General features: G+C 71.4%; 21 protein-coding genes and 1 pseudogene. 6 read left to right on the top strand and 16 right to left on the bottom strand.

Going from position 1 to position 25,527, the window contains the following annotated elements; translation table 11 throughout:
- Positions 1-203: 203 nt before the first annotated feature.
- Positions 204-1,748 (top strand): NAD(P)-binding domain-containing protein, encoded by a 1,545-nt coding sequence (locus tag ACIBD9_RS18430; protein ID WP_396719108.1) that lies wholly within the window; start codon positions 204-206, stop codon positions 1,746-1,748.
- Here ACIBD9_RS18430 and ACIBD9_RS18425 read toward each other — a convergent pair.
- The 5 genes from ACIBD9_RS18425 to ACIBD9_RS18405 all read right to left on the bottom strand — a co-directional run bounded on the left by ACIBD9_RS18425 (position 1,732) and on the right by ACIBD9_RS18405 (position 7,101).
- Positions 1,732-2,331, bottom strand: a complete 600-nt coding sequence (locus ACIBD9_RS18425) for a nitroreductase family protein (RefSeq protein WP_396719201.1) — start codon at positions 2,329-2,331, stop codon at positions 1,732-1,734. The genes ACIBD9_RS18430 and ACIBD9_RS18425 overlap by 17 nt on opposite strands.
- Before the next feature lie 160 nt (positions 2,332-2,491).
- Positions 2,492-3,643 carry a glutamate--cysteine ligase gene (locus tag ACIBD9_RS18420; protein WP_396719106.1) on the bottom strand — a complete coding sequence of 384 codons (1,152 nt, stop codon included), beginning with the start codon at positions 3,641-3,643 and terminating at the stop codon, positions 2,492-2,494.
- Positions 3,644-3,691: 48 nt separating this feature from the next.
- Positions 3,692-4,855, bottom strand: a complete 1,164-nt coding sequence (locus ACIBD9_RS18415; RefSeq protein ID WP_396719104.1) for a M20/M25/M40 family metallo-hydrolase — start codon at positions 4,853-4,855, stop codon at positions 3,692-3,694.
- Positions 4,856-4,946: 91 nt separating this feature from the next.
- On the bottom strand, positions 4,947-5,522 hold the full coding sequence (locus tag ACIBD9_RS18410; protein ID WP_396719199.1) for a carboxymuconolactone decarboxylase family protein: 576 nt from the start codon (positions 5,520-5,522) through the stop codon (positions 4,947-4,949).
- 301 nt (positions 5,523-5,823) lie between these two features.
- Positions 5,824-7,101, bottom strand: a complete 1,278-nt coding sequence (locus tag ACIBD9_RS18405; protein WP_396719102.1) for a low temperature requirement protein A — start codon at positions 7,099-7,101, stop codon at positions 5,824-5,826.
- Positions 7,102-7,425: 324 nt separating this feature from the next.
- Between ACIBD9_RS18405 and ACIBD9_RS18400 the strand changes: the two genes are divergently transcribed.
- The 3 genes and pseudogenes from ACIBD9_RS18400 to ACIBD9_RS18390 all read left to right on the top strand — a co-directional run.
- Entirely contained in the window at positions 7,426-8,064 is a 639-nt protein-coding gene (locus tag ACIBD9_RS18400) for a maleylpyruvate isomerase family mycothiol-dependent enzyme (RefSeq protein WP_396719100.1), read from the top strand.
- A gap of 75 nt (positions 8,065-8,139) precedes the next feature.
- Positions 8,140-8,397 carry a hypothetical protein gene (locus ACIBD9_RS18395; protein ID WP_396719098.1) on the top strand — a complete coding sequence of 86 codons (258 nt, stop codon included), beginning with the start codon at positions 8,140-8,142 and terminating at the stop codon, positions 8,395-8,397.
- A pseudogene (locus ACIBD9_RS18390) lies at positions 8,306-9,076 on the top strand (AraC family transcriptional regulator); the annotation flags it as partial. The gene ACIBD9_RS18395 and the pseudogene ACIBD9_RS18390, both read left to right, overlap by 92 nt.
- A 148-nt stretch (positions 9,077-9,224) precedes the next feature.
- Here ACIBD9_RS18390 and ACIBD9_RS18385 read toward each other — a convergent pair.
- The 4 genes from ACIBD9_RS18385 to ACIBD9_RS18370 all read right to left on the bottom strand — a co-directional run bounded on the left by ACIBD9_RS18385 (position 9,225) and on the right by ACIBD9_RS18370 (position 13,157).
- Positions 9,225-9,755 (bottom strand): hypothetical protein, encoded by a 531-nt coding sequence (locus ACIBD9_RS18385; protein WP_396719096.1) that lies wholly within the window; start codon positions 9,753-9,755, stop codon positions 9,225-9,227.
- A 386-nt stretch (positions 9,756-10,141) separates the two neighbouring features.
- Positions 10,142-10,738 carry an NADPH-dependent F420 reductase gene (locus tag ACIBD9_RS18380; protein ID WP_396719094.1) on the bottom strand — a complete coding sequence of 199 codons (597 nt, stop codon included), beginning with the start codon at positions 10,736-10,738 and terminating at the stop codon, positions 10,142-10,144.
- A 287-nt stretch (positions 10,739-11,025) separates the two neighbouring features.
- The gene (locus tag ACIBD9_RS18375) at positions 11,026-11,961 is read right to left on the bottom strand and encodes a DMT family transporter (protein ID WP_396719092.1); all 936 of its coding nucleotides are present in this window, start codon (positions 11,959-11,961) and stop codon (positions 11,026-11,028) included.
- 341 nt (positions 11,962-12,302) lie between these two features.
- Complete coding sequence (locus ACIBD9_RS18370; RefSeq protein WP_396719090.1) at positions 12,303-13,157, bottom strand: hypothetical protein; 855 nt, start codon at positions 13,155-13,157, stop codon at positions 12,303-12,305.
- Between the two features lie 98 nt (positions 13,158-13,255).
- Between ACIBD9_RS18370 and ACIBD9_RS18365 the strand changes: the two genes are divergently transcribed.
- Together ACIBD9_RS18365 and ACIBD9_RS18360 are read left to right on the top strand one after the other, a co-directional pair.
- A complete protein-coding gene (locus ACIBD9_RS18365) occupies positions 13,256-15,952 on the top strand; it encodes a wax ester/triacylglycerol synthase domain-containing protein (protein WP_396719088.1) in 2,697 nt (898 codons plus the stop codon).
- Positions 15,943-16,692, top strand: coding sequence for an SDR family NAD(P)-dependent oxidoreductase (locus ACIBD9_RS18360; RefSeq protein ID WP_396719086.1), 750 nt, complete (start codon positions 15,943-15,945; stop codon positions 16,690-16,692). Before ACIBD9_RS18365 ends, ACIBD9_RS18360 begins: the two co-directional genes overlap by 10 nt.
- A gap of 28 nt (positions 16,693-16,720) precedes the next feature.
- Here ACIBD9_RS18360 and hpnH read toward each other — a convergent pair whose 3' ends face one another.
- The 7 genes from hpnH to hpnC are packed head-to-tail and all read right to left on the bottom strand — an operon-like array spanning position 16,721 to position 25,300.
- On the bottom strand, positions 16,721-17,719 hold the full coding sequence (gene hpnH / locus ACIBD9_RS18355) for an adenosyl-hopene transferase HpnH (RefSeq protein WP_387173075.1): 999 nt from the start codon (positions 17,717-17,719) through the stop codon (positions 16,721-16,723).
- A gap of 2 nt (positions 17,720-17,721) precedes the next feature.
- On the bottom strand, positions 17,722-19,251 hold the full coding sequence (ispH, locus tag ACIBD9_RS18350) for a 4-hydroxy-3-methylbut-2-enyl diphosphate reductase (RefSeq protein ID WP_396719084.1): 1,530 nt from the start codon (positions 19,249-19,251) through the stop codon (positions 17,722-17,724).
- Positions 19,248-21,200 (bottom strand): squalene--hopene cyclase, encoded by a 1,953-nt coding sequence (shc, locus tag ACIBD9_RS18345; RefSeq protein ID WP_396719082.1) that lies wholly within the window; start codon positions 21,198-21,200, stop codon positions 19,248-19,250. The genes ispH and shc overlap by 4 nt, the downstream gene beginning before the upstream one ends.
- Positions 21,200-22,207, bottom strand: coding sequence for a polyprenyl synthetase family protein (locus ACIBD9_RS18340; RefSeq protein ID WP_396719080.1), 1,008 nt, complete (start codon positions 22,205-22,207; stop codon positions 21,200-21,202). Before ACIBD9_RS18340 ends, shc begins: the two co-directional genes overlap by 1 nt.
- The gene (gene hpnE / locus ACIBD9_RS18335) at positions 22,204-23,580 is read right to left on the bottom strand and encodes a hydroxysqualene dehydroxylase HpnE (RefSeq protein WP_396719078.1); all 1,377 of its coding nucleotides are present in this window, start codon (positions 23,578-23,580) and stop codon (positions 22,204-22,206) included. Before hpnE ends, ACIBD9_RS18340 begins: the two co-directional genes overlap by 4 nt.
- Complete coding sequence (gene hpnD / locus ACIBD9_RS18330; protein ID WP_396719076.1) at positions 23,577-24,446, bottom strand: presqualene diphosphate synthase HpnD; 870 nt, start codon at positions 24,444-24,446, stop codon at positions 23,577-23,579. Before hpnD ends, hpnE begins: the two co-directional genes overlap by 4 nt.
- Complete coding sequence (hpnC, locus tag ACIBD9_RS18325; RefSeq protein WP_396719074.1) at positions 24,443-25,300, bottom strand: squalene synthase HpnC; 858 nt, start codon at positions 25,298-25,300, stop codon at positions 24,443-24,445. The genes hpnD and hpnC overlap by 4 nt, the downstream gene beginning before the upstream one ends.
- Positions 25,301-25,527 lie beyond the last annotated feature (227 nt).

Raw genomic sequence — 25,527 nt, 5'->3', positions numbered from 1 at the left:
ACTCCTCGCGCTGGTCGGGGACACCACCTGAGAATGAGTGCGGGGCACCGCTGCGGTCACCTTCCCGGTTGCGCAGGCTGCTCCACGAAGCGTCAGGCGGTGGCCAGTCGGCCATGAAGTGGTTTGACCGCCATCAAGCATTGACACGTCCCGCTATCCATTCCATGGTCGATGGACTCATCACTACGTCGAAGGGTCACGGGATGGTCGGCAACGAGCACAGGTACGTCATCGTTGGGGCGGGGCCCGCCGGGCTTCAACTGAGCTACTACCTGCAGCAGCACGGTGCCGATTACCTGACGCTCGAAAGTGGTGACGAGCCGGGTGGGTTCTTCCGGCGGTTCCCCCGGCATCGCCGGCTCATCTCACTGAACAAGGTGCACACCGACAGCACCGACCCCGAGATCCGCCTGCGCTGGGACTGGAACTCCCTGCTCAACGACTCCCCGGATCTGCTGTTTCCGAACTTCAGCGAGGAGTACCTGCCCGCGGCCGACGACCTGGTGCGCTACCTCGCGGAGTTCCAACGGGTCCACCAGCTCAACGTCCGGTACGGCACGACCGTCGAGCGGATCACGCGGACGGGCGACGGTTTCACCGTGAGCACCGGCCAGGAGGAGGTCCGGGCGCGCTGCCTGGTCGTCGCGACGGGCTGGGGCCAGCCGTTCGTGCCAGCCATCAAGGGCATCGAACATGCCATCGGGTACGAGGACATGGTCGTCGACCCCACGGCGTACGAGGACCAGCGGGTTCTGATCATCGGGAAGGGCAACTCGGCCTTCGAGACCGCGTCGGCCATCCTCGGCCGGGCCTCGATGGTGCACCTCGCCAGCCGGCAACCCCTGCGGCTCGCGTGGAACACCAAACACCCCGGCGACGTCCGTGGCCAGTACGGCGCGATCCTCGACAGCTACCAGTTCAAGACACTGCACTCGGTACTCGACTGCACGATCGACGAGATCCGGCCCGTCGACGGGCGCTTCCAGGTGTCGATCACGTACACCCACGCCGAGGGTGAGACCGCCGTGCTCGACTACCACACGGTGTTGCGGTGCACCGGCTTCCGGATGGACACCACGGTGTTCGACGAGACGTCCCGTCCCGACATGGTGCGGGACGGCCGTATGCCCGGCCTACGCCCCGACTGGCAGTCGAGCAACATCGACGACCTCTACTTCGCCGGCACGATCGCCCAGGCCCGGGACGTCAAGCATGCGTCGTCGCCGTTCATCGACGGCTTCCGGTACAACCTCCGCACGTTCACCCGGATCCTTCGGGAGCGGTACGACGACGTGCCGTTGTCGTACACGACGACGCCAGCGGACGCCGCGTCGCTGGCCAAGCTGATGCTCGACCGGGTGAACTGGTCCTCGGCGCTGTGGACCCAGTTCGAATACCTTTGCGACGTCCTCGTGCGCGACGACGCCACCGGCGACTTCCACCACTACGAGGACCTGCCCGAGGACTACGCCGTGGAGCGTTTCGCGGCCGCCACGCAGTGGTACACGCTCGCGCTACGGTGGGGCCGCGACGACTACGGTGACGTCTTCGCCATCGACCGGCACCCGACCCCCGACCGGGCGCGGGAGAGCGCCTTCATCCACCCGGTGATCCGGCGGTACCGAGGAGCGGAACTGCTCGCCGAGCAGCACCTGCTGGAGGATCTACTGGCCGAGTGGCGACGCCCGGACCGGCACGTCGAGCCGTTGGTCGAGTTCCTGACCAGGGACCTCACCAGCGGATCATGACCTCGTCGAGGGGCTTGCGGGTCAGGTCGGGGACGTGAGCGTCCGGCGTGGGATATCCGACCGGCATGACGACGTACGGGCGCTCCTCCGGCGGCCGCTCACAGACCTCGTTGAGGAATCGCATCGGGCTGGGCGTGTGGGTCAGCGTGACCAGGCCGCAGTGGTGCAGAGCCGTGATCAGCAGACCGACGGCAATGCCCACGGATTCCTTGACGTAGTACGGCTTCGGGCTGTGTGGCCCCTGGTGTATCTCGAACACGACGATGACGGCCGGTGCGGTCTCCAGGAACGGCTTCCGCCAGTCGGTGCCGAGCCCGGCGATCGCATCCAGCCACTCCGGTGAGGCGCGGCGATCGTAGAACGCACGTTCCTCGGCCTCCGCGGCCTCGCGCAGCCGGCGCTTGCGGGCCGGATCGGTCAGGACGACGAACCGCCACGGCTGGACATTGGCACCACTGGGTGCGGTCGAAGCGGCCCGGATCGCGGCCTCGATCACCCCGTCGGGGACGGGGTCGGTGGTGAAGTCCCGCACGGAACGGCGCCGCGCCATCCGTTCCGCGAACGCCTCCGCCTCGCGCACCATGTCGGCCGGCCGCATCGGGGTGTGTTGGATCGGAACCCTGGATTGCAGGTCTACCTCGGTCACCTGTGGCCTCCACTGATCAGGTGTGCCGGTTGCCGTGGCAGGGCAGACTGCCACGGCAACCGGTTCCCCCAGCATCTCTGAGACCAGCGGTTCCTCGTTACGCCGTCGTGCTGTCTTCACCAGAAGGCACGTTCGGGGCGGTCCGGTTGGCGATCTCGTCGACCACGTCGGTCAGACGGCCGCGCAGTGCCGCGGCGGCCCGCTGGCGGGTCGCTCCGTCGCCGTTTGCGGCGAGGTTTGTCAGCCAGTCCTCGACCCGCTCGCAGTCGCCCGCCTCGTGCAGCGCCGGTCGGGCGAGCTCGACCAGCCGACCGGCGAGCACCGCGGCGGGCAGCAGCCGACCGGTGACGACGTCGACGCCGTGCCCGCCCATCCCGTCGCGGGCGGCGCGCCAGTACGCGAGCCGCATCAGCTCGGGGACTAGTGCCGGTCCCTCGTCGCCCCGGTCGACGGCGTCACCGGCGATGACCACCAGCGCCCGCACCAGGGCGGCCAAGGCTGCGGACTCGGCGGCGGTGAGGGGCACGTCGGCCACCCTCACCTCGAGAGTCGGGTGGTTCGTCGACAGGCGGAGATCCCAGAAGATCGTGCCCCGGTCGACCAGTGCACCCGCCTCGAGCAGCATGTCCACGTGGTCGTCGTACTGCTGGGCGGACCTCAGCAACGGAGGCGCGCCGGCCACCGGCCACCGGCCCCAGGTGACGCTGCGCCAACTCGCGTATCCGGTGTCGCGCTCGGACCAGTAGGGCGAGTTGGCCGTGAGTGCGAGAAACACCGGCAGGTGCTGGCGCAGGTGGTTGCCGATCAGCACGGCGCGGTCCCGGTCGGGCTCCTCCACGTGGACGTGGACGGCGCAGATCGCCAGCTCGTCGTGCAGCCCACGGAAGGTGGCGGTGCCGCGATCCTGGCGCGGCCCTTCGGTGATAGGCGGTGGCACGGCACGGCCGAGCACCGGCGAGCCGCTCGCGATCACCCGCAGACCCGCCGACAGCGCTGCGGCCTGGACGGCGGCCCGACCTTCGACGAGCTGCGCGCTCAGGGCGTCCAGGCTCCGGCACGGGTCGGTGCGGGTCTCGACCTGAAGCTTGGTGATCTCGCCACCCACCCGGGTGCCGAGGGCCAGACGCGCGCGGTCGACGACCGTGGCCGCCTCTGGCACGACCTCACCCCGGTCGACGTCGACGACGAGGAACTCCTCCTCGACCCCGAGCAGGGGAATGGGCGATCCCGAGCGCTGTTCCGTAGTCATGCCGACGCCGGCCCCTCGCTGCCGGTCGTTCGCCGGCGCTGAGCCAGACTATGGGATGTCGTCAATGGGTCGTGGTCCGAAACGCTCCATCGCGGACAACACGTCAACGAGTCCGGCCAGAAGCGCCGTGCGCTCCGGCATCCGGTCGAGGCAGACATACTCGCCGGCGGCGTGCGCTCCACCGCCCACCGCGCCCAGGCCGTCCAGGGTCGGTACGCCCAACGCGGCGGTGAAATTGCCGTCGGACGCGCCGGACGCGTACGCACCGACGAGGCCCCGGATGCCGAGCTGGTGGGCGACCGACTGGGCCAGCTTCAGGAGCGGTCGCGCCAGCTCCTCGGACATCGGGTAACGGTTGATCCCGCCCTGCACGGCCAACGTCGCCTCGGGCAGGAACGGCACCAGCCCGCGGATGGCGTGATCGACGCGTTCCAGCTCGTCCCTGGTCCAGGCTCGCACGTCGACGGCCAGGCTGGCGCGCTCCGGCACCGTGTTCGTCGTGGTGCCGGCGGAGAGCAGGGTCGGTGTGACGGAGGTGCCGCCGCTGTCCATCGCGCCGAGCGCACCCAGCGTGAGAACCTGGTGGGCGACCTCGACCGTGGCGTTCACTCCGCGCTGTGGTTCGGTGCCCGCGTGGGCGGCGCGACCCTCGACGATGACGCGGTAGACCGACCCGCCCTTCCGGGCCACCTTTACCTGCCCGTCCGGGGTGGCCGCCTCGCAGACGAGAACCGCACCCGAACGCCGTGCCTCACGTTCGATCAGTGGCCGTGACGTCACGGAGCCGGTTTCCTCGTCGCAGGTGAGCAGCACGCCGACGGACGAGGTGTCCTCGATCAGGCGCAGTGCCGTGAACATCTGCACGATCCCGGCCTTCATGTCGCAGACGCCAGGTCCCGTCGCCACGTCTCCGCGGACGGTGAAGGGCCTGGATCGGATCGTGCCGACCGGGAACACGGTGTCGAAATGGCCCAGGAGCAGCACGCGCTGGTCGGCAGCCGGCCACAGCAGGTGCGGCAGGCCGTCGATCACGACACGACGGGCGGGCCGGCCGAGCGCGTCCGCACCCCAGCGGGCGAGCAGATCGGCACAGGACTCCAGGTGAGGCAGCGAACCCGGTGCCGACTCGGACGCGACGAGCGTGCCCAGCCGGTCGACCATGTCTGCTTTGAACTGCGTCGCGGCGTCGAGCAGACGGCGTGGGTCTTCCATCGATCCCTCCAACCTCACGGGTGACGGGCCTGGCCAGGCGTGTCCGTCGACCATCGCAGGGGGATCGGGGTGTGGTCACCCTTGTCTGTGCTCAGGCAGCCGGTTCATCCGCCGGCTGGGGGATGGCCGAACCGTAGCCGAACTCGACGATCCGCCGCGTGGACTCGGCGTATGCGTCCTGCCCCTCGGGCGCGAAAGTGCCGAGCCCGTCGACGTACCGGTTGAACATGCAGAACGCGGCAGCGATCAGGACCGTGTCGTGGATCTCCAGATCGCTGGCACCCTCCGCGCGGGCGTTGGCGACCAGCTCTGTGGTGACGTTACGGCCACTGATCTGTACCGCACCGGCGATGCGCAGCAGCGCCCGCAGTTTGGCCGAGATCGGAGCGCTGTCGAGGTCGGCGCGCACCTGGTCGACGAGGGTCATGCCCTCGTCCAGCTGCGCCGCGGCGAACGCCGAGTGCGACGCGCAGCAGAAGGTGCACTCGTTGCGCCCGGAGACGTACGCCGCGATCAACTCGCGCTCGCCGGCCGGGAGCGAGTGAGGGGCGCGCAGCAGCACCTCGGCCAGCTCGTTGAGCGGCTTCGCGGTCTCCGGGCGGTACCGCATCGGACCGGATATGCCGGGGAACTGCTTCTCGTCGATCCCCAGGTCGATGTGCGCCATGGTCGTCATGCCTCTCAGCCGTGAGTCGTGGACCGGTCGGGCGGCGCTCGTGCCGAACACGACTGCCGGCGCCCCGGGCGGCGCGGCCGCCGCCGCGTCGCGCCGCCACGATCTCATTCCGTCCGCCGGGCGCGCTTATTCAATCGTGCTCTGTTCCACCACCAGCCGCGCGATGCCTGGCTCAGCCGCGATGAGTACGCGGTCGCCAGCGGCGAGACGGCACCATTGACGGACCACCGCCGGCAGTCGAACGTGGCCGTCCTTCGTCACATTTGCCTGTCAGCCGGGATGACGGTACGTGTCAGCGTGGCGGTGAGGCCTCCTCGAGTGGGCGTCCGTGGGCTCGGGTCGTGTCCGACACGGCGACGCCGAGCAGGACGGCGGCAGCTGCCGCGGCGACCCCGAGTGGTGGCAGGCCGACCATGGTCGGCGCCAGGACCGCGAGGACGAGGATCCCGATCGGCCGTGGCCAGGACACCCGGGCGAAGGCCACGTACTCGAATACCGAGCGCCCGGCGAGGTAGAGCGCAGGCCCGCCGAGGATGGCCCCGACCCAGGCGGGTTTGGCGTCTCCGGACGGATCTACGAGGACGAGTTCGGAGCCGGCCGAGGTCGCGAGGATGCCGGAGACCATGAGCAGGTGTGCGAACTCCGCCAACCGACCGAGCCGGCCGGGGTCGGTGGATGTCGCGATGGCCTCGCCCAGGATTTGACCGGCTCGGTAGAAGTAGATCCGCCACAGCAACACCGTGGTGAGGAACGCCAATGTTAGGGCCAGCGTTCGTTGAGCCACGATCGGACCGCCGAGAAGACTCGACCCGGAGGTCAGGATCGTCTCACCAAGCGCGACGATGACGAGCTGCCAGTAGCGTTCGGCCAGGTGCTCGCCCGCGCCGGCCCACGGAGACACCTGTGAGCGACCAAGCCCCGGTACCGGCCAGCCGAATCTGGCCCCCAGGTAGTCGATCGCCAGGGCGAGCGTCCACAGTGAATTACGCGTCACCTCGGGCGCGAACGCTCCGGCGAGCCACGGCACAGCCGACGCGACGAACCAGACGAGCGCCAGCATGTTGACGCGACGCAGGTGGTGACCCCGCACGATGGCAACGAAGAAAAGTGTGCGGCCCACCTGGATCGCGACGTAGGTGCTCGCGAAGAGCAGGCCAGTCTCGGCGAGAGCCCCCGAAATCGCGACCGCCAGGAGCAGGCTCCCATACATCGTCGCGAGGACAACGAACTGGATCGCCGGCTGGAACGGATCGAATCTGCTGGTCATCCATGCTGTCTGGGTCCAGATCCACCAGACAGCCAGGAGCAACAGCAGAGTCTCACCGTTCTCCGCGAGGGAGGTGGTCAACCGCTCCGCGACGTGACCCCTGGTGTAGTCCAGCACCAACTCGTTCACGATCCGGGTGAGCGCGAAGACGAACACAAGATCGAAGAACAGTTCCAGGAAGGTCGGCCGCTGCGAGCTCTCACGCCTCCGCAGCAAATTGGCCACTCTGTTCCTCGTCACCAGTCCGCCCGCTTCGTCGGCTTTGTCGCTCAAGCAGTCGTACCACGTCGCCGCGCCGCCCACAGACAAGACGCACCCCAATGACTGAAGAGCCTGACGGCCGACGAGAGATGCCACCGTGCTCCCCTATTCAGGCCACGGCCAGCTGACCGACGTGCTAGGCGGTTGCGTGGCAGGGCCGACGCGGCGGGCAACGACTGCAGGACGCGGCAGAGCTGGCACGCTGGTGCCGATGCCGGCGATCGGCCTGCCGAGTCGCAGGACGGCGGGCGTCGCAACTCTCCAGCGGCGAGCCGCACGGCCTGTTCGGTGTGTACTGATCCAGGAACAGTTCGACCAAGGGGTCAATCGCACCCACCAAACGGATCCAACCGAAAGGTCAACGCCATGACAGGCGGAACCGAGGCTCGGCTCTGGGGTCTCACCCATGCGGCACGTCGAAGCCTGGCCGACGATCTGTCCGTTCTCAGCCAGGACCAGTGGCGTCGACCGACGTTGTGCGGCGGCTGGGACGTGGAACACGTCGTCGCCCACCTCACCGCCGCCGCCACCACGGGCCGATGGCGGTGGATCCGGAGCATCGTGAGCGCCGGGTTCCGCCCGGCCGTCCACAACGAGCGTCGTCTGCGCGAGCATCTGGGCGCCACCCCCGCCGAAACGCTCAATAACTTCGAAGCCGTCATCGACGCCACCACGGCCCCCTCGGGAGACACCGCGGCCTACCTTGGTGAGGTGCTGGTACATGGCCAGGACATTCGGTACCCGTTGGGAATCAGCACAGAGCCGGACGTCGAAGCGTTGACGGCGGTGGCGGAGTTCTACGCCCGGCGCAACTTCACTGTCGCCAGCAAGACCCTCGCGTCAGGGCTACGGATGCAGGCGACGGACGGTCCGTTCACCACCGGTGCGGGTCCGGAGGTGGCCGGTCCAACACTGGCCCTGGTGATGACGATGGCAGGTCGACGTGCGTACCTCGATCAGCTCGAGGGCCCGGGCCGCGACACCATCATCGACCGGATCAGCTGAGTTGGGACCGACGATGCGAGCAGTCAGGAGATGAGCGGCCCTCACCGGGGTGATGCTGGTGAATAAAATCTGGGGATGGCAGCAGCAGAGAAGACGGACAAGACTCAGTCCAATGCCTGGGCGTGGCCGGCCGGCATCCTGCTCGGTCTGGTGATCGGCATTTCCTCGTTCGGCGCGGCGGTCGGCGTGCCCTTCGGCGTCGCCATCGGCATCGCCTTCGCGATCGCCTTCGGCGGGATCCGGAACCGCACTCAAGGACACACCGACGCCGGTGACCCGCAGGGCGACGGCAACACCAGACGCCACGACGCCGGGCAGGGTGGCGAGGCATAGCCCGCCGAAGCCCTCGACGGGGCGACCTCGGTGGCCGCTGTCGTTCGAGATGACCCAGCTGGGTGTGCGGACGTGGGGTAACGGGCTGGACGGGTCGACGATCCTGCTCACCGGCACGTACACGATGCACGGCGCGGTTGGTCAGCGGCTGCTGGGCGCGCTGCCGCCGCTGGTGGTCGTCGGGCGCGAATCCTGGGACACCCCGCTGGTCCCGCTCCTGGCCACCGAGATCGTGAAGGACGACCCCGGTCAGGAAGCCGTGCTCGACCGCCTTCTCGACCTGCTGCTGATCGCCACGCTGCGTGAATGGTTCGCCCAACCGGGGGCCAAGGCCCCTGCTTGGTACCGCGCACACAGCGACCCCGTGGTCGGCCGGGCCCTGCAGTTGCTGCACAACAACCCCGCGAGACCCTGGACCGTGGCATCCCTGGCTGCCCAGAGCGGGGTTTCCCGGGCCGCGCTGGCCCGCCGGTTCACCGCGCTGGTCGGCGAACCACCCATGACGTACCTCACCGAGTGGCGGCTGGCCCTCGCCGCCGACCTGCTCCGCGAACCGGACGCCACCGTCGGTGCGGTCGCCCACCAGGTCGGGTACGGCAGCCCTTTCGCCCTGAGCACCGCCTTCAAGCGCCGCCGAGGCGTAAGCCCACGGCAGCACCGGGTGGCTGCCCGCGGGTAAGAGCGAGCTGGCAGCGAATGGCCTGTGCGCGGCATGCCTCGACGCGCCGGGCACTGAACGGCACATTGCCAGCCATCGCGGCGCGGGCGGGCGTCTGAGAGATGCCGACAGCCGGGACGGTCCGGTCTGGACCGCCCCGGCTGGGAATTCACTCGGGGATGATGAATTGGGCGGTACTGGTGGTGTCGTAGTTGACGCCGTTCTTCTCGGCGTGGTGGATGCAGTTGACGGTAACCGTGCGGGACTGGACGGGAACACCGGTGACGGGGACGGTCGGAGACCAGAAGGTCACGTCGACGAGGGCCCCGTTGTTCTCCGAGTCGTAGTCGTGCGTGGAGTAGCTGAGCGCGGTGGCCGAGCACCGGACGTTGATGTAGTTGGCGTCCACCCGGTCGTTGCCCCAAGTGGCGAGGCGGGAGTATCCACGGACCTTTATGCCACCCTGGCGCAGTGGCCAGCTTCCTTCGTGACCGGTGTCTTCCAGCTGGATGACGCCCTGCAGGTTGTAGGTCGGGGCGGGTGAGGTGCCGCCGCCACCCCCCTCACCGCCACCGCCACCGCCACACTCCGAGTCGATGGGGCACTCGGGGAGCCATGCCTGCGCCGGCATGGCGGTCACGCCGGTGAACGCGAAGCAGGCCAGCAGGGCGACCCCCAGCGTGGAAACGCGTCTAAGCACGTCATCTCCTGTCAGCAGAGCCCCGGGCAACCACCCGCGGCGCCCGATTGGATGCGTAGAATATGGCCGCAAGAATAGCGAGCGCAATAGGCATCCGTCATTACGGCGCGACAGCTTGCCCCCTTGTTTGCTTATCGGATGTCGTCGGCCTTGCCCTCGCTGATCATTGGGTGCAAGGACACCCCGATCGCTGTGGAACCTCACCCTTCGAAGGAAGCGGCGTCAGCCGAATAGCGCCTTTCGAGATCGGTGCGGATCGACGGAATGGGCGGAATGGCCAGAGCCCGGCACCACGGAGAGCTGGACCGGCAGCATGCCCTGATCGGGCCTCGGTTTCGCCGGTCCGAGCCGCACGGCGGCTTGCTCGCCGATTGCTCGACCCTGACTCAGCCGGTAATTTCGTTGACGCCGAGGGCGAAGTCCCAGTGGCCAACACCGTTGCCGGCGAGGCCCACCGTCACCACGCCCATTCCTTCCAGCCAGTGCGCCATTTTCAGGCCGCCGACGTCGAGCGGGCGCAGCCCGAGGCTCTCGACGAATGCCGCCACACCCGCCTTTGCCTGCGCACTTTCACCAGCGATGAAGACGTTGGGCCGGCCCTTCTCCAGGACATTACGGAAGATGGTGTTGAACGCCTTCACCACGCTGGCGCTGGCCGGGGCCACCTTGGCGACCTCCTGCGCGATCGAGGTTTCCTCGCTGTGGGCCAGTCCGTCGAACGTGGCGTTGAAGGGGTTGCTGATGTCGACGATGACCTTGCCGGCGAGGGCGTCCCCGTACTTGGCGACGACCGGGACGACACCGTCGTACAACAGGGCCGTGATGACGATGTCCCCGGCCGGGACGGCGCCCCACGTGCCCGACGTCGCTCCGCCACACCCCGCATCCAGTACGCACGCGACTGCAAGACCGCCATCGCCGCCCGGCTCACCGAAACCGCCCGCGAAGCCGGCGCCACCGACCCCGAGCAACTCGGCGAACAACTGGCGCTGCTCATCGACGGCGCCTCGGCCCGCACCCGAGTCCTCAACAGCGAGTCCTTCCCCACCGCCGCCACCATCGCCGCCGTTCTCATCGACAACGCCATCCCCGCGTCATCTCCTCGGCAGCCCAGCAACGACCGCGGAACCGGGTCTGCTCCCGTTCCGGTGGGAGGCCAGTGACGGCCCGGTGGGTCCGGTAGGCGTGCTCCTGCCGGGAAGCAACATCTCCTGGTCGCTCCTGGCTGACGCGCTGAACGGCCGGTGCGGCACACGATCGTCATCGGAACCTAGGCGCCCTTGACGTGCGGCGCCCGCCTGGCGAGCAGGAAGACCGCGATCACCACGAGGGCCAAGGCGAGCGCCTGACCAAGAAGAGGCAACGGGCCCGTTTGGATTGCCTCGTCTAACCAGAGCAGCCCGACCAGGATGGCCACCAAGGGGTCGGTGACCGTGATGGCGGCCAGCGCGGGTGCGCCCATCGGGCCGGCCTGGTAGGCATTCTGGCTGAGCAGCACCCCGAACGGGCCAAGCACGGCGATGGCGTACACCTGCCACTGACCGAAGATCGCCGCCGGGCTCTCTTCGAGGTGGAACGCCAGGCTGCTGATCAGGCCGGCCGTCACGCCGTAACAGATGCCGGACGCGATTGCCAGGGGCAGCGGTCGCCAGCGCCGGTCCAGCCCCAGCGCGGCCACCACGCTCAGTCCCACGCCGACGACCACGGCAACACAGAGCAGGAACGCCGACGAGAACGATTCGAGTCCATGCCCCTGACCACGGGTAGGCCGGGCAATCACCAGGAAGGCGGCGAGCCCGAGCAGGCAGAGCATCGACTCGAGGAGCAACGTGCGGTCGACGCGGGCGTGCCCGGCCGCGGCGAACAGCAGGATGTACCAGACCAGCCCGGTCACAAGCAGTGGCTGCACCAGGATCAGTGGGATCAGGCTCAACGCCACAACCTGGAGGGCGAACGCCGCCGCCGCGAGCACCACGGACCATCGCCAGCCCCGCAGGCGGAACAGCGCCAACAGGAGGCTCGGCCGGCCGGCCGGCGCCTCGGGCACCTGGTGGGAGGCGCGAAACTGCAGGACCGACGACCCGGCGAACGCCGCTGCGGCGCCGAGGGCGATCGGTATCCCGGCCGCCATCTCCCACGCCGCGTTCATCGTGCGCCAGTCGGTCCGCTCACCTGGGCTGCCTCCTCCACCACGGATTGTCGTCACGTGTCGGTCCGCGCTGACGCAGCAGCAACGCGACCAAGCCGTCGAGTCGGCCGCTCGTCCGCGTTTCCGGTGGCTCGCGGTTTCCCTGTTCGTACCGGGTCAAACGGGTCGTCCGGTGCCTGTTCGCCGAACATCCGGACCGCCCCGTGGTGCGGGGCGCCTCGCTGCGATGGCTCGGCTCCGTTGGTCCGCCTCGCAGCCGACGCCGAGAGTCGAAATTACCCCAGTAATCCGCAATTGGCTCGTTAAGCTGACGATCGTCTTGAAAAGGGGCGAAGCCCCTTTGCCGCGTACCGCCTGGGAGCGCCCACATGTCAGCGACCGCGTCCGCGCGTCCCGGTTCAGCACCGGCTGCGGATCGCCTCTTCGTGCTGCGGCGGGTGCGGCTCAGCGTGCCGGGCGAGCGCGACCGCCCCGGCGACGGCCAGCGCGAACCCCACCGCCGCCACGGGAACGGACCCGGGCCGTACCCCATCATCGAGCAGCAGCCAGCCGGCCGCCGCCGGGCCCACGGTCTGCCCGAGGATCGTCGACGCGGAGGCCACGGTGACCGTGCCACGCTGCAGGGCGGTGGCGTAGAGCAGCAGGCCGGTCAGCCCCGCCAGCACCACGGCGTACGTGGCCGGGCTGGCCAGCACCTCACCGACGGTGCCGGCCCCGCCGAGCAGCCGGGCGCCGAGCGCCGCGCAGCCGAACGACAGCCCGGCGAGGAGACCCGGCACTGCCGGCCCGGACATTCGCGGACTACCCAGGTACGCCAGGACGGCCAGGGCGAGCACCGCCACGAGCAGCCACCAGCCGGCCGACGCCGGCACCTCGCCGGGTGGCCGGCTGGCCGCCGTGATCACGAGGAGCACCAGACCGGCCACCACCGCGCCGATCGCCGCCCAGTCCCGGGCGCCGAGCCGGATCCGCAGCACGAGCAAGGCGATGAGCGCGACCATCCCCAGGTTGGTCGCCTGCACCGCCTGCACCGCGAAGAGCGGCGTGGTCCGCAGCGCGGTGAAGGTGAGCAGCGAGGACGCGCCGTCCAGCGCCAGACCCGTCGCGTAGAGGCCGTTGCGTACCAACCGCAGCAGAAGGCGCGGGTCGAGGTGCTCGGTGGCCGCCACCCGACGGGCGCCGACCGACTGCACGATCGCCGCGGTGGCGCTGCACGACGCGGCGATGATCGCGAGCACGAAACCGAAAGCCATGACGGGTTCCCGTGGTCCTGGACGCCGGACGGGACCGCCCGGGGCACCTGCGCATACCCGTCTTCGGCCGGGTATCGCCCCGGACCTGCGAGCGGCTGGTGAAAGCGGCGAGTCGGCCGGCGCCGCCCGGCGGGTCCGAGCCGGCCGAGCGGACCGCCCGGCGGGTGCTGGTCGTCTCGGCCGACATCGGCGGTGGCCACGACGCCACCGGCCGGGCGCTGGAGGAGCGCGTACACGCGCTCTGGCCGGGGAGCCGAGTCGGCTGGGTGGACACGCTCAACGCCATGGGGCCGGGCGTCGGCCGTGGCTTCCGGCGTACCTACGTGACAAATGTCGCGTTGACACCCTGGTTGTACGAGTTCTTCTGGGCCTCGCTCTGGCGGCACCGCTGGTTCGCCGCGGCCTCGAAGTGGTTTACCGGCGCCTGGGCGGGCCGCCGGCTCGTGGGGGCCATCGAGGCGTTCGACCCCGACCTGATCGTCTCGACCTATCCGCTGGGCAGTGCCGGGCTGGCCTGGCTGCGCCGGCATCGCGGGCTCGACGTGCCGATGGGCGCCTGGGTCTCCGACTTCGCCCCGCACCCCTTCTGGGTCTATCCGCAGCTCGACCTGAACATCGTGGTGCATCCGTCGGCGCTGCCGGTGGCGGCGGTCGCCGCGCCCGGAGCACCGCTCGGCGTCTGCGCCCCACCGGTACTCGATCGGTTCCATCCCGGCGACCAGGTCGAAGCAGCCCGGCGCTGCGGCCTCGACCCGGAACGACCACCGGTGGTGGTCGCCTGCGGCTCGTACGGCTTCGGTGCGGTGGAGGAGGCGATCGCCGCGCTGGTGGGCATCGGGGACGCGGTGCAGCTCCTCGCCGTCTGCGGGCGCAACGAAGGGCTCGCCGACCGGTTGGAGGCGTTGAACACTCCCCCGGGCCGGCTGGTGGTCCGCCGGTGGGTCGACGACATGCCGACCCTGCTGCGAGCCGCGCAACTGCTGGTCACCAACGCCGGTGGGGCCACCGCGCTGGAGGCGTGGGCCACCGGCACGCCGGTCGTGATGTACCGGCCCATCGCCGCGCACGGGGCCGCCAACGCGGCGCTCATGACCGCCGCGGGGCTCGCCGAGACCGCCCAGGATCCGGCTGCTCTCGTCGCCTGCGTCCGCACCTGGCTGGTCGATCGACCGCCGGCCCGCCTGGTCGAGGTCCCACCCGGGTCGTTCCTGCCACACCTCGGGCTGCCGGCGCTGGCCCATGGGCGACCGCCGACAGAGGCGGCGGCGCCGGGCGGTTCGCGGCCCGGTGGACGGGGGCCGAACGGCAGGCCGCCGAGCTGGCCGCTGCGCGCGCAGGACGCGTTCTTCCTGCACGTGCAGTCGCCCACGGTGGCCCAGCAGATCGGCGCCGTGCTGGATCTGGACCCGCACCCAGACGGCCGACCGCTCACCCGGGCGGACCTGACCGCGTTGCTGGTCCGGCGGCTGCCCGCGATTGCGACCCTGCGACGCCGCCTGGTGTCGCGCGGCCGGTGGCGCCGGCCCGGTTGGGTCGTCGACCGGCACGCCGACGCCGCCGCGCACCTCGACGAGGTCCGGGTCGGGTCCGACGACGACGGTGCCGTCGTGGTGGACCGGTTCTGGTCACAGCCGCTGACCCTAGACCGCCCACCCTGGCGGATGCTGCTGGTCAGCGGTCTTCCCGATGGCCGTACCCGGGTCGCGGTCAAGCTGCATCACTGCCTCGGGGACGGGCTCTCCGCGATCGGCGTCCTGCACCGCCTGATGGACGCGGCCGGCGACCGGACCCCACCGCGGAGCACCACGCCCGACACCGCTGCCCCGACGCGGGCTGCGGCCGACGACCGGGCCGACGCGGCCGTGGACCCGGGACGTGCGCCGGACCGGCGCGGCCGTCCGGGCGATCGGTCCCGGGAGGTGGCTCGGCAGGCCCGGCTCACCGCGCGTGGACTGATCCGCCTCGCCACGCAGGGGCGTGCACCGGGCAGCCCGCTCAACCGGCCCCTCAGCTCGCCGCGTCGGCGGCTGGTCACCGCGAGCCTGCCCGCCGCCGATGTCCTTCGCGCGGCCCGGGCCTGCGGCGCGCACACCAGCGAACTGATGGTGGCCCTCACGGCCGGAGCGCTGGGCCGGGTCCACCCGGCGCCGGCGCCCCGACGGCTGCGGGCGATGTTCGCGGTCTCCGTCAGCCCACGGCGGCGGGCGGCCACCCACGGTAACTGGACCGGCGCCGTCAGCCTCGACCTCCCGCTGGAGCGGGCGGCGACCCGCGACCGGGTCACCGCCGTACGCGAGTCGCTGCGCGCCGCGCTCGTCAGCGGAGAGGCGGAGGCCGCCGGCCTGGTGATGCGGGCGATGGGCGCCCTCCCCGCGCCGCTGCACGCGGCGGCGGCCCGGCGCGTCTACACCAGCCGGAACCTCAACGTCATCGTCTCCTACATGCCGGCACCGTTTCGGACACACCGGCTGGCTGGTGCGTCGATACGGACGGCGACCCCGGTGGTCGCTCTGGCCGACGGAGTACCGGTGGGCATCGGCGTGCTGCGGTGCGGCCTCGCCTTCGAGATCGGCGTGCTGCTGGACGAGTCGCTGGCCGACAGCGGCACCGCCTTCGTGGCTGCCCTTCACGCCGACCTGGCCGAGTTGCTCGCCGACGTCGCCACGGTCCGGGGTGGGAACGCTGTGGTCCCGGGTGGGGACGACGGCGACGCAGCCGTGGGCGGCGGTGACCCGGTGGCTGACGTCGCGGTGCCCGCCGGTCCGGCGCCGTCGGGGGTACGCCGGTGCGTCTGACCGGGTCGGTGGTCCTGGTCACCGGCGCGTCGTCCGGCATCGGGGCCGCGCTGGTACGGCGGCTCACCCGGGCGGGCAGCCACGTCCTCGCGGTCGGCCGGGACCCGGACCGGCTGGACCGGATCGCCGCCGAGACCGGCGCGATCCCGTTGCGGGCCGACCTGGCCCTGCCCGGCGCCGCCCGGGATCTGGCGGAGCGGGCGATGGAACGGCACGGCCGGGTGGATGTGTTGGTCAACAATGCCGGCGTCGGCTGGGCGGGACCGTTCGGCTCGATGCCGACCGAGCGTGCCGAGGAGGTGCTCGCGGTGAACCTGCGGGCCCCGGTCGAGTTGACCGGGGCGCTGCTGCCCGGAATGTGTCACCGCGGCGGACACCTGGTCTTCGTCGGCTCGATCGCGGGCCGACTGGGAGTGGCCGAGGAGGCCGTCTACGCGGCAAGCAAGGCTGGCCTGGACGCCTTCGCGCGGAGCCTCCAACTGGAATCCGCCTGCCCTCGGGTCGGCGTGACCGTGGTCGTGCCGGGCGTGGTGCGGACAGCGTTCTTCGCCCGTCGGGGCCGGCCCTACCACCGGAACCGGCCCCGGCCGATACCACCGGACCGGGTGGCCGAGGCGGTGACCGACGCGATCGCCCGCAACCGGGCGGAGGTCTACCTGCCGGCTTGGCTGCGGGTGCCGGTGGCGGTGCAGGGCCTGCTGCCGGCGGTGTACCGCCGCCTGGCCAGCCGGTTCGGCTGACCCCGCCGATCTGCCGCGGTCGCGCCGTTCAGTTCATCCGGGCCGCCCGCAGCGACTGACGCAGCGAGGACATGGTGGCCAGCACCGCCGTCGGCTCGTAGCCGCAGTGCGCCATGCAGTTCGCGCAGCGGGGATCGCGCCCCCGGCCGTAGCTGTCCCAGTCGGTCGAGTCGAGCAACTCCCGGTAGCTTTCGGCGTAGCCGTCGGCCATCAGGTAACACGGACGCTGCCAGCCCAGCAGCGAGTACGACGGGATCGCCCACGCGGTGCACGGGAAGTCGACCCGGCCCTCGAGGAAATCCAGGAACAGCGGCGAGTGGTTGAGCCGCCAGCGCGCCCGCCGGCCGCCGGCGAATGCCTTGCGGAACAACTCCCGGGTCTCCGTGACGCCCAGGAAGTGCTCCTGGTCCGGCGCCTTCTCATAGGCGTACGCCGGCGAGAGCATCATCTCGTCCACGCGCAGGTCGTCGTTGAGGTAGTTGAGCACCTCGATCACGGTCTGCGGGGTGTCGGTGTTGAAGAACGTGGTGTTGGTGGTGACCCGGAAGCCGCGCCGCTGCGCGTCCCGCACGGCCGCCACGGCCTCGTCGAAGACCCCGTCCTTGCAGACCGACGCGTCGTGCCGGTCCCGCAGCCCGTCGATGTGCACGGTGAAGGCGAAGTATGGCGATGGACGGAATTTCTCGATCTTCTTGGGCAGCAGCACCGCGTTGGTGCAGAGGAACACGAACTTCTTGCGCCGCACGAGTTCGGCGACGAGGGTGTGGATCTCCGGGTGCATGAGCGGCTCGCCACCCGCGATGGAGATCATCGGCGCCCCGCACTCCTCGACGGCGGCCAACGCCTGCTCCACCGGCATCCGGCGCTTGAGCAGGCTCGCCGGCTGCTGGATCTTGCCGCAGCCCGCGCACTTCAAGTTGCAGGCGAACAGCGGCTCCAGTTCCAGCAGCAGAGGAAACTTCTCCCGCCGGCGCAGCTTCTGTCCGACCAGGTATTGCGCGACCCGCAGGCTCTGACGCAACGGCATACTCACGGCTGACGTACCTCCTTCGGCAGGGTGAAACGCACGTCCTCCACGGCAGCGGTGTGCTCACTCACCTCCCCCGCCCCGAGTGCGGTGAGGGCGGCGACGAGTTCGTCGACCAGCCCGGGGGGCGCCGAGGCGCCCGCGGTGACGCCGACCGTGGCCGCCCCGTCCAGCCAGCGCAGGTCCACGCAGCCCACGTCGTCCACCAGATACGCCCGGGACCCGGCACGCTCTGCCACCTCCACCAGGCGGCGGGAGTTCGAGGAGTTGGCCGACCCGATCACGAGGACCAGGTCGGCCTGCCCGGCGACGGCGGTGACGGCTCGTTGTCGGTTGGTGGTGGCGTAGCAGATGTCGTCCGAGCCGGGACCGGACAGCGCCGGGAACCGCCGCCGTAGCGCATCGATGATCTCCGCCGCCTCGTCGGTCGCCAGCGTGGTCTGCACCAGGTACGACACGCGGGCCGGGTCGTCCACCCGCACCGTCTCGGCCGCGGCCGGGTCGGGCACCAGACGGATCTGCTCGGGCGCCTCGCCGAGGGTGCCGTCGGTCTCCTCATGTCCGGAGTGCCCGATCAGCAGCACCGTGTCGCCCCGGCCCACGAACCGGCGTGCCTCGGCGTGCACCTTCGTGACCAGGGGACAGGTGGCATCGATCACCGGCAGGCGCCGGTCGGCGGCTTCCTGGCGTACGGCCGGCGCGACCCCGTGCGCCGAGAAGACGGTGAGCGCCCCGTCGGGGACCTCGTCCAGTTCGTCGACGAAGACCGCGCCCTGTGCCCGCAGGTCGTCCACCACCCGGGCGTTGTGCACGATCTGCTTGCGCACGTAGACCGGTGGGCCGTGCCGGCGCAGCGCCTGCTCGACCACCGCGATCGCCCGCTCGACTCCGGCGCAGAAGGATCGGGGAGAGGCCAGTACGACCCGCTGGACACTGTGCGCCGCCGCCCACTCGGCAAGCGCCGCCGCGACCGCCGGCAGCACGCGCAGCGCGGTTCGGACCCGGCGCACGGTGGACGGCCGGTACAGGGCCCCGGCCGTGGTGTCGGCGACCACCCGGACGCAGGCCGTCGGTGCCGAAACGCCGGCCAGCAGCCACGCCGATTCGAGGTCGGCGATCAGTGCGCCGGTCGCCGCGAGTCGGGCCCGGGTCGCGCCGTCGGCCAGTCGGTGGGTGGTGACCACCGGGCCGACGTGCACCCGCAGGCCACGTCGGCGCAGCGCGGCGGCGAGCAGGGCGGCGTCCGGCATTCGCAGTACGGGCGGCGGGCCGTACGGAGTCAGCGGGTCGGCGCGTACCTCGCTGGCCACCACGACATCGCCGGGGGCCAGTCCGTGGGCCAGTCCCCCGCCGATGCCGGCGACGGCGACCGGGCCGGATCCGCCGCGCCGGCCGGCGACGGCCGAGCGAGCGCGCCGCGGTCCGACACCGGTGCGGCGCAGCGCCAGTCCCGGTCGGTCGGGCAGGCCGCGCCGCAGCGCGGCGGTCTCCAGGCGCATCGGCGCGTAGAGCATCCCGTCCGGGCCGGTCACCGGGTCACCGTGGCCCCGACACCGGTCTCCCGCGCGTCCAGGATCCGGCCGAGCGCGCTGACCGGGAAGACCAGCCGGTACAGCCCGTAGTTGATGTAGAAGTCGCCCGGGAACCCGGTGCCGGTGTACTGCGGCTCGTCCCAGCCGCCGTCCGGGCGCTGGGTGTCGACCAGCCAACCCACGCCGCGACTCGCCGACTCCCCCGCGCCGTGGCCGGCGGCGTGCAGCGCGAGCAGAGCCCAGGCGGTCTGCGACGCGGTCGACTCGCCGCGGCCGATCCAGGCCGGGTCCCGGTAGGAGCGCAGATCCTCGCCCCACCCACCGTCCGGGTTCTGGTGGGCGAGCAGCCAGTCGACGGCCCGGCGGAGCGCCGGGTGACCGGGCGGCAGGCCGGCCGCGACCAGGGCCGGCACCGCCGCCCCGGTGCCGTACACGTGGTTGGCGCCCCAGCGGCCGAACCAGGAGCCGTCCGGCTCCTGGGCCCGCAGCAACCAGCGCACGGCGCGGCGCAGCGGCACGGTGTCGGCGAGATTCTCCGCCGCCAGTGCTTCCACGATGTGCGCGGTCACGTCGGCGCTGGGCGGGTCGATGACCTCGCCGAAGTCGCAGAACGGCAGGTCGCCGACGACCGCACGGGTGTTGTCCGCGTCGAACGCGGCCCAGCCGCCGTCGCGGCACTGCATGCCCAACAGCCACCGCGTCGCGCGCAGCACAGCCGGCTCGACCGGTACGCCGGTCCGCCGCAACGCCATGATCACCTCTGCGGTGTCGTCGGTGTCGGCGTACCCGTCGTTGTCGAATTCGAAGGCCCAGCCGCCGACCGGGGTGTGCGGCCGGCGGACGGCCCAGTCGCCGCGGACCTGGATCTCCTCGTCGAGCAGCCAGCCGCCCGCCCGGACCAGCGCGGGGTGCCCGGCCGGCAGGCCGGCGTCGGAGAGCGCGATGACGGCGAGCGCGGTGTCCCACACCGGCGACTGACACGCCTCCAACCGGCGGATCGGGCCGTCCGGGGTCTGCTCCCGCACGGTGAACCGGTCCAGCCCGGTCAGGCCGGCCCGCAGCACGGGGTGGTCCAGTGGGTAGCCGAGCAGGTGCAGTGCCATCAGCGAGTAGACCCAGGGCGGCTGGATACCGCCCCAGGAGCCGTCGGCCTCCTGTCGGGCCACCACCCACTCGGCGGCGCGCCGTAGGGCGTGCCGGCGGATCGGTCCCCGGGCGATCCGCTCGTAGCCGTTGGCGAGTCGGTCGAGCCGGTGCAGCAGTCCGGGCCGCGAGGTGAGCCGGGGCGGTCGCGGTGCCATGGCCGGGCTGTGCAGCTCGTCGACGGCGAAGCCGAGGTCCCGTACCGGGCGCAGCGCGCGGACGATCGACAGCGGAACGATTGTCTGCCGGGCCCAGCAGGCGAAGTCGTAGATGTTGAACGGCATCCACGACGGCAGCAGCACCAGCTCGGGCGGGACGGCGGGCAGCCGGGACCACGGCCAATGGCCGAAGAGGGCCAGCCAGAACCGGGTGAACACCCGGCTGGCCGCGATCCCGCCCTGTGCGCGGACGAAGCGGGCGGCGGCTGCCATGTGCGGCGCCTCCGGCGAGTCGTCGGCCAGTCGCAGCGCCACGTAGGCCTCGATGGTGGTGGAGAGGTCTCCCGGACCACCGTGGAATGTCGCCCAGGATCCGTCCGACCGTTGCTGGGACCGGATCCACCGGGCCGACTCGCTGGTCCGCTCCGCGGTGCGGATGCCGAGGAACTGCCGGAGCAGCAGGTCCTCGGCGTCCATGGTGACGTTCGTGGCGAGCTCGCCCTTCCACCAGCCGGCCTCGTCCTGCAACCCGAGCAGGTGGTCCCGGGCCCGACGCAGCGCCTCCCGGGCGTCGCCGGGCGGATGCGTGCCGGTCCGGGGGCCGAGTGAGATGGACGCGGTGGGTTCCGGAGACAGCAGCTCGGTCATCAGTGGTCCCGCCCGGTGGTGAAGGCGGCGACGTGGGTCAGTTCGTCGCGTACTTCCTCGGGCAGGTCCAGGGCGGCCAGTTCTGCCTGTGCCCGCTCGGTCTCCTGCCGAGCCCGCTTCCTGGTCCACTCGCGCGCCCCGGTCGCCTCGATCAGGTCGCTCGCCCGCGTCACGTCCTCGGCGGCCAGCGGCGCCGGCGACCGGTACAGCTCGGCCAGGGCGCGGCCGGCGCTGCCCCCGCTGGTCAGCGCACGGACGACCGGGATGCTGCGCTTGCGGGAGCGCAGGTCTGACCCGACGGGTTTGCCGGTGCGCTGCGGATCGCCCCAGATCCCCAGTAGGTCGTCGACGAGCTGGAAGGCCAGACCGAGGTGCAGGCCGAACCGGGACAGCCCGTCGACCACGGTCTGCGGACCGCCGCAGAGCAGTGCCCCGAGCGCGCAGGAGCTGGCGAGCAGCGCGGCGGTCTTGTTCTGGGCCATGGCCAGGCACTCGTCGAGGGTGACGTCGTCGCGCCGTTCGAAGCCCAAATCGGACGCCTGACCTGCGAGCAGCGCCCGGACGTCCAGGGCGAGGCGCCGGACCGCGGGGCACCCGCCGGGCACCTCGACGAGCGCCTCGTACGCCAGACCGATGAGGGCGTCGCCGGCGAGGATGGCCGGACCGACCCCGAACACCGTCCACGCGGTCGGGCGGTGGCGCCGTTCGGTGTCACCGTCCATCACGTCGTCATGCAGCAGTGAGAAGTTGTGCGCCAACTCGACCGCGGCGGCGGCCGGGGCACCGGCCTCGGGCTCGGCGCCGGTGGCCCGAGCCGAGAGCAGCGCCAGCATGGGACGCAGCCCCTTGCCCTGCCGGGTGGTGGGTGAGCCGTCGGCGTCCCAGTACCCGAGCTGGTAGCCCGCCACCAGACGATTGCCCGGGTCCAAGCGGTCGAGCAGCGCGCGGATGGCCGGCTCCACGTGGCTCTGGACCTGGTCGGTACTGCTACTGCCTACAACAGTCATCGTGCGGCCTCCGTGTGGTGTCGAGGCCGGGACACGAGTTGGCGGGCGACGACGTCGGCGGCCTCCCGGCCGCTGCGCACCGCGCCCTCCATCGTGTCCGGCCAGCCGGTGTCGGTCCATGCGCCGGCCAGGACCAGCCCGGGCAGGCGGGTGGTCGGCACCGGCCGGTACGCCCGGGTACCAGGGGTCTGTCGGAAGGTGGCGCGCGGCTCCCGGGTCACGAACGCGTCGCGCACCGGGGTACGCCGGGCGGCCGGGAACAGGTCGGCAAGGGCTTCCCGCTGCGTCGCCACCAGCTCAGCGGCGGGACGGTCGACGAGTGCGTCGGCGGCCGACAGGGAGACCACAAGGTGCTGGTCGTCGGCGCCCGGCTCCGTCCGGTCGAAGATCCACTGTGCCGGGGACTCCACCGCGGCGGCCATCGTCAGCGCGGTGACCGGCCGTTCGTAGCGCAGGTGCACGTTGACGATGGGAACCGCTCCCAGCCGGTGCCAGTCGCCGGCGGTGGGCGCGGCGGCCGGCGGCACCAGCGACGCGGCAACCTGGTGCGGCACGGCCACCACGACCGCGTCCGCGGTCAGTTCGCCGTCGTTCAACCCGATCCGGAAACCCGCGGGTTCCGGATGGATCCAGCGCACCCGGGACCGGGTGTGCACCGCGACGCCGAGCCGGGCCAGCAGCCGCCGGGCCGCGACCGCGTGCAGGTCAACCAGGGGGACCAGGGCCCGGCCGATGTCGCCGGCGTCCGCGTCGTTCAGCAGCCCGGTGCGGAACACCTGGGCCGCGAGCGCCAGCGACGCCTCGCCGCACGGCAGGTTCAGCGCCGCCACGCAGATGAGGTCCCAGAGCCGCCGGCGGCTGCGTTCGCTCTGGCCGTGCTCGATCAGCCAGTCGCCGAAGCTGCGCGCGTCGGTGTCGGGCCGGTCCGGGTCGACGTGCCGCAGCGCCGCGCAGGCGCGCGCCGCGGCGAGCCGCTCGCCGGGTTTGAGCAGTCGGTAACTGGCGAGCGCGGGCAGCAGATGCGCCGGTGCCGGCAGCCGGCGACGGGCCAGCAGGTGCGGTGCCCGTCCCGGGAGCAGCACCGGCACCGCGAAGCGCCGTTGCAGGTCGGTGCCGGCGGTGGTCCCGAGCCTGTCCAGCAGGCCCCGGTAGGCGTGGTAGCAGCGCAGGAAGACGTGCTGCCCGGTGTCGACGGTCAGGCCGTTACGGCGGAAGGAGTAGGTGGCCCCGCCCAGCTCCGTCCGGCTTTCGAGCAGCGTCACCGGCAGGCCGAGGTCGGCAAGCCGGATGGCCGCCGTGATGCCCGCCAGCCCGCCGCCGATCACGCAGACCCCGCCCGTACCGGTCGGCGGGGTTTCCAACGACCCGGTCATATCGACCGCCCGACGAGCGCGCGGGCCGCCACCCAGGCCTTTTCGTGCCCTGGGAGCGACACCCGGCGGTGGGTGACGGCCAGCGGGTCGGCCGCGATACGGGCGAGCAGCCGACGGTAGATGCCGGCCATCGCGGCGGTGCACGCCGCGCTGCGCCGGTCCAGCATCGGCAGGAGCCGCAACCCGATGCCGTACCAGTGATCGGCCCGGCTCGCCTCGAAACGCACCAGCTCGATGAGCCGCGCGGGCGGGTCCGTGAACCCACCGTCGTTCAGGTTCAGCGTGCAGCCGAACCGTTCCAGGTCCTCGGCGGGCAGGTAGACGCGCCCGTCGGCCCGGTCCTCGACCAGGTCGCGCAGGATGTTGGTCAGCTGCAACGCCACGCCGAGCGCGTCGGCCAGCGGCGCGGCGCGACCTGGGTCGCCAGTGCCGAACACGCCGAGAGAGAGCCGGCCGATGGAGCCCGCCACGCACCGGCAGTACCAGTGCAACTCCTCGAAGGTGGCGTACCGCCGGCCGGTCACGTCGGCGGCGCAGCCGTCAATCAGCTCGTCGAACGCCTCCAGTGGGATCGGCATCCGGGTCGCGGCGTGACCCAGCGCGGTGAGGACCGGGTCGCCGCCGGCGTCGCCGGGCAGCCGCCGCAGTGCCGCCCGGATCTCCCCCAGCCCTTCTAGCTTCTCTGCCGGCGGCAGGTGGCCGTCGCCGATGTCGTCGATACGGCGGGCGGTGGCATAGATGGCCGAGAGGACGCGGCGTTTCGCCGGCGGCAGCAGGCGGATGCCGTAGGCGAAATTGGCGGCCTGGCTGCGGGTGATGTGCTCACAGCGTCGGTAGGCGGCCGCCACGTCCATGGTCGCGGTCATCCGGCGCTCCGCACGATCGCGCTCAGCCAGCGACGGAGAACCCGGCGACTCCGGGGACGGACAGTCACCGGCAGCGGGTCGTGGTCGGCGCCGGCGAGCGCGTCGAGCGTGGCCCGTCCGCCGGCGATGTAGCCGCCCACCGCCAGCCGGGCCCACCCGTGCAGGGCCGCCACCAGCGGGGCGCCGGCGTCGAGCCAGGCTCGGGCCCGTTCCGCCTCGAAGCCGATGAGCTCCCGCAGCCGCCGGTCGGCGGTGGGGCCGGCAAGGTCGACCTCGGTGACGCCGAAGCGGTCGAGGTCCTCGGCGGGCAGGTAGACCCGGCCCCGGCGGTAGTCCTCGGCGACGTCCTGGAGATGTTCGACGAGTTGCAGCGCGGTGCAGATCCGATCGGAGAGCGCGAGCCGCGCAGGCCCTACCTGCCCGAAGACGTGCAGGACCAGCTCCCCAACCGGGTTGGCCGAAAGGGTGCAGTAGTCGACCAGCTGCGCGAACGTCGCGTACCGACTGACGTGCTGGTCGACCCGGTTGGCCTCGACCAGGCGGAGCAGGGGCTCGAGCGGCAGCCGGCACTCAGCCACGGTGGGCGCGAGGGCATGCACCACCCGGTCGGTCACCGGCTGGCCGGCATACAGGGCCCGTAGCTCGGTCTCCACCTGGTCCAAGGCGGTGAGCCGGTCGACTCCGGGTGCGAGGGGCTCGTCACCGAGGTCGTCGACGTGGCGTGCGTACCGGTAGACGGCGAGCAGGTGACGGCGGTGCCGACGGGGCAGCACCCGCAGCGCGACGGGGAAGTTCTCCTGCGCCCGCGCCTGCTCGATCCGGCGGGTCGCCAGGGCGACGGAGGGTGGACTCATCCGGGGTTGCCTTCCTCTGGGGCCTGGGGCGTCCGGACGGCGGGTCATCGCGCAGCATGCTGCGGATTACGACGGCCCGACCGTCGCGGGCCCTGATGACGCCACGACCGAGCGAGATCACCTCAAACCAGCATGAAATGACCCTAGTCGGTCTTGCACCCCTCGCTACCGAAAATCCGAGCGAATGCTCCTTGGCGGGATCGAATCGACATGATCCACATGGCTCT

It is taken from the genome of Micromonospora sp. NPDC050784 (assembly GCF_044456765.1).
In the GTDB taxonomy this organism is placed as follows: domain Bacteria; phylum Actinomycetota; class Actinomycetes; order Mycobacteriales; family Micromonosporaceae; genus Micromonospora; species Micromonospora foliorum.
The sequence above is the reverse complement of the archived record's forward strand: the minus strand, read 5'-3'. Positions and strand labels throughout refer to the sequence as shown.

Coding starts and splice junctions, on each gene's coding strand:
- ACIBD9_RS18415 (WP_396719104.1), bottom strand. CDS start 4,855: ATGGAAGACCCACGCCGTCTGCTCGACGCCGCGACGCAGTTCAAAGCA.
- hpnC (WP_396719074.1), bottom strand. CDS start 25,300: ATGAGTCCACCCTCCGTCGCCCTGGCGACCCGCCGGATCGAGCAGGCG.
- shc (WP_396719082.1), bottom strand. CDS start 21,200: ATGACCGAGCTGCTGTCTCCGGAACCCACCGCGTCCATCTCACTCGGC.
- ACIBD9_RS18410 (WP_396719199.1), bottom strand. CDS start 5,522: ATGGCGCACATCGACCTGGGGATCGACGAGAAGCAGTTCCCCGGCATA.
- hpnE (WP_396719078.1), bottom strand. CDS start 23,580: ATGACCGGGTCGTTGGAAACCCCGCCGACCGGTACGGGCGGGGTCTGC.
- ACIBD9_RS18430 (WP_396719108.1), top strand. CDS start 204: ATGGTCGGCAACGAGCACAGGTACGTCATCGTTGGGGCGGGGCCCGCC.
- hpnH (WP_387173075.1), bottom strand. CDS start 17,719: ATGCCGTTGCGTCAGAGCCTGCGGGTCGCGCAATACCTGGTCGGACAG.
- hpnD (WP_396719076.1), bottom strand. CDS start 24,446: ATGACCGCGACCATGGACGTGGCGGCCGCCTACCGACGCTGTGAGCAC.
- ACIBD9_RS18395 (WP_396719098.1), top strand. CDS start 8,140: ATGGCAGCAGCAGAGAAGACGGACAAGACTCAGTCCAATGCCTGGGCG.
- ACIBD9_RS18400 (WP_396719100.1), top strand. CDS start 7,426: ATGACAGGCGGAACCGAGGCTCGGCTCTGGGGTCTCACCCATGCGGCA.
- ACIBD9_RS18370 (WP_396719090.1), bottom strand. CDS start 13,157: ATGGCTTTCGGTTTCGTGCTCGCGATCATCGCCGCGTCGTGCAGCGCC.
- ACIBD9_RS18420 (WP_396719106.1), bottom strand. CDS start 3,643: ATGACTACGGAACAGCGCTCGGGATCGCCCATTCCCCTGCTCGGGGTC.
- ACIBD9_RS18340 (WP_396719080.1), bottom strand. CDS start 22,207: ATGACTGTTGTAGGCAGTAGCAGTACCGACCAGGTCCAGAGCCACGTG.
- ACIBD9_RS18425 (WP_396719201.1), bottom strand. CDS start 2,331: ATGGTGCGCGAGGCGGAGGCGTTCGCGGAACGGATGGCGCGGCGCCGT.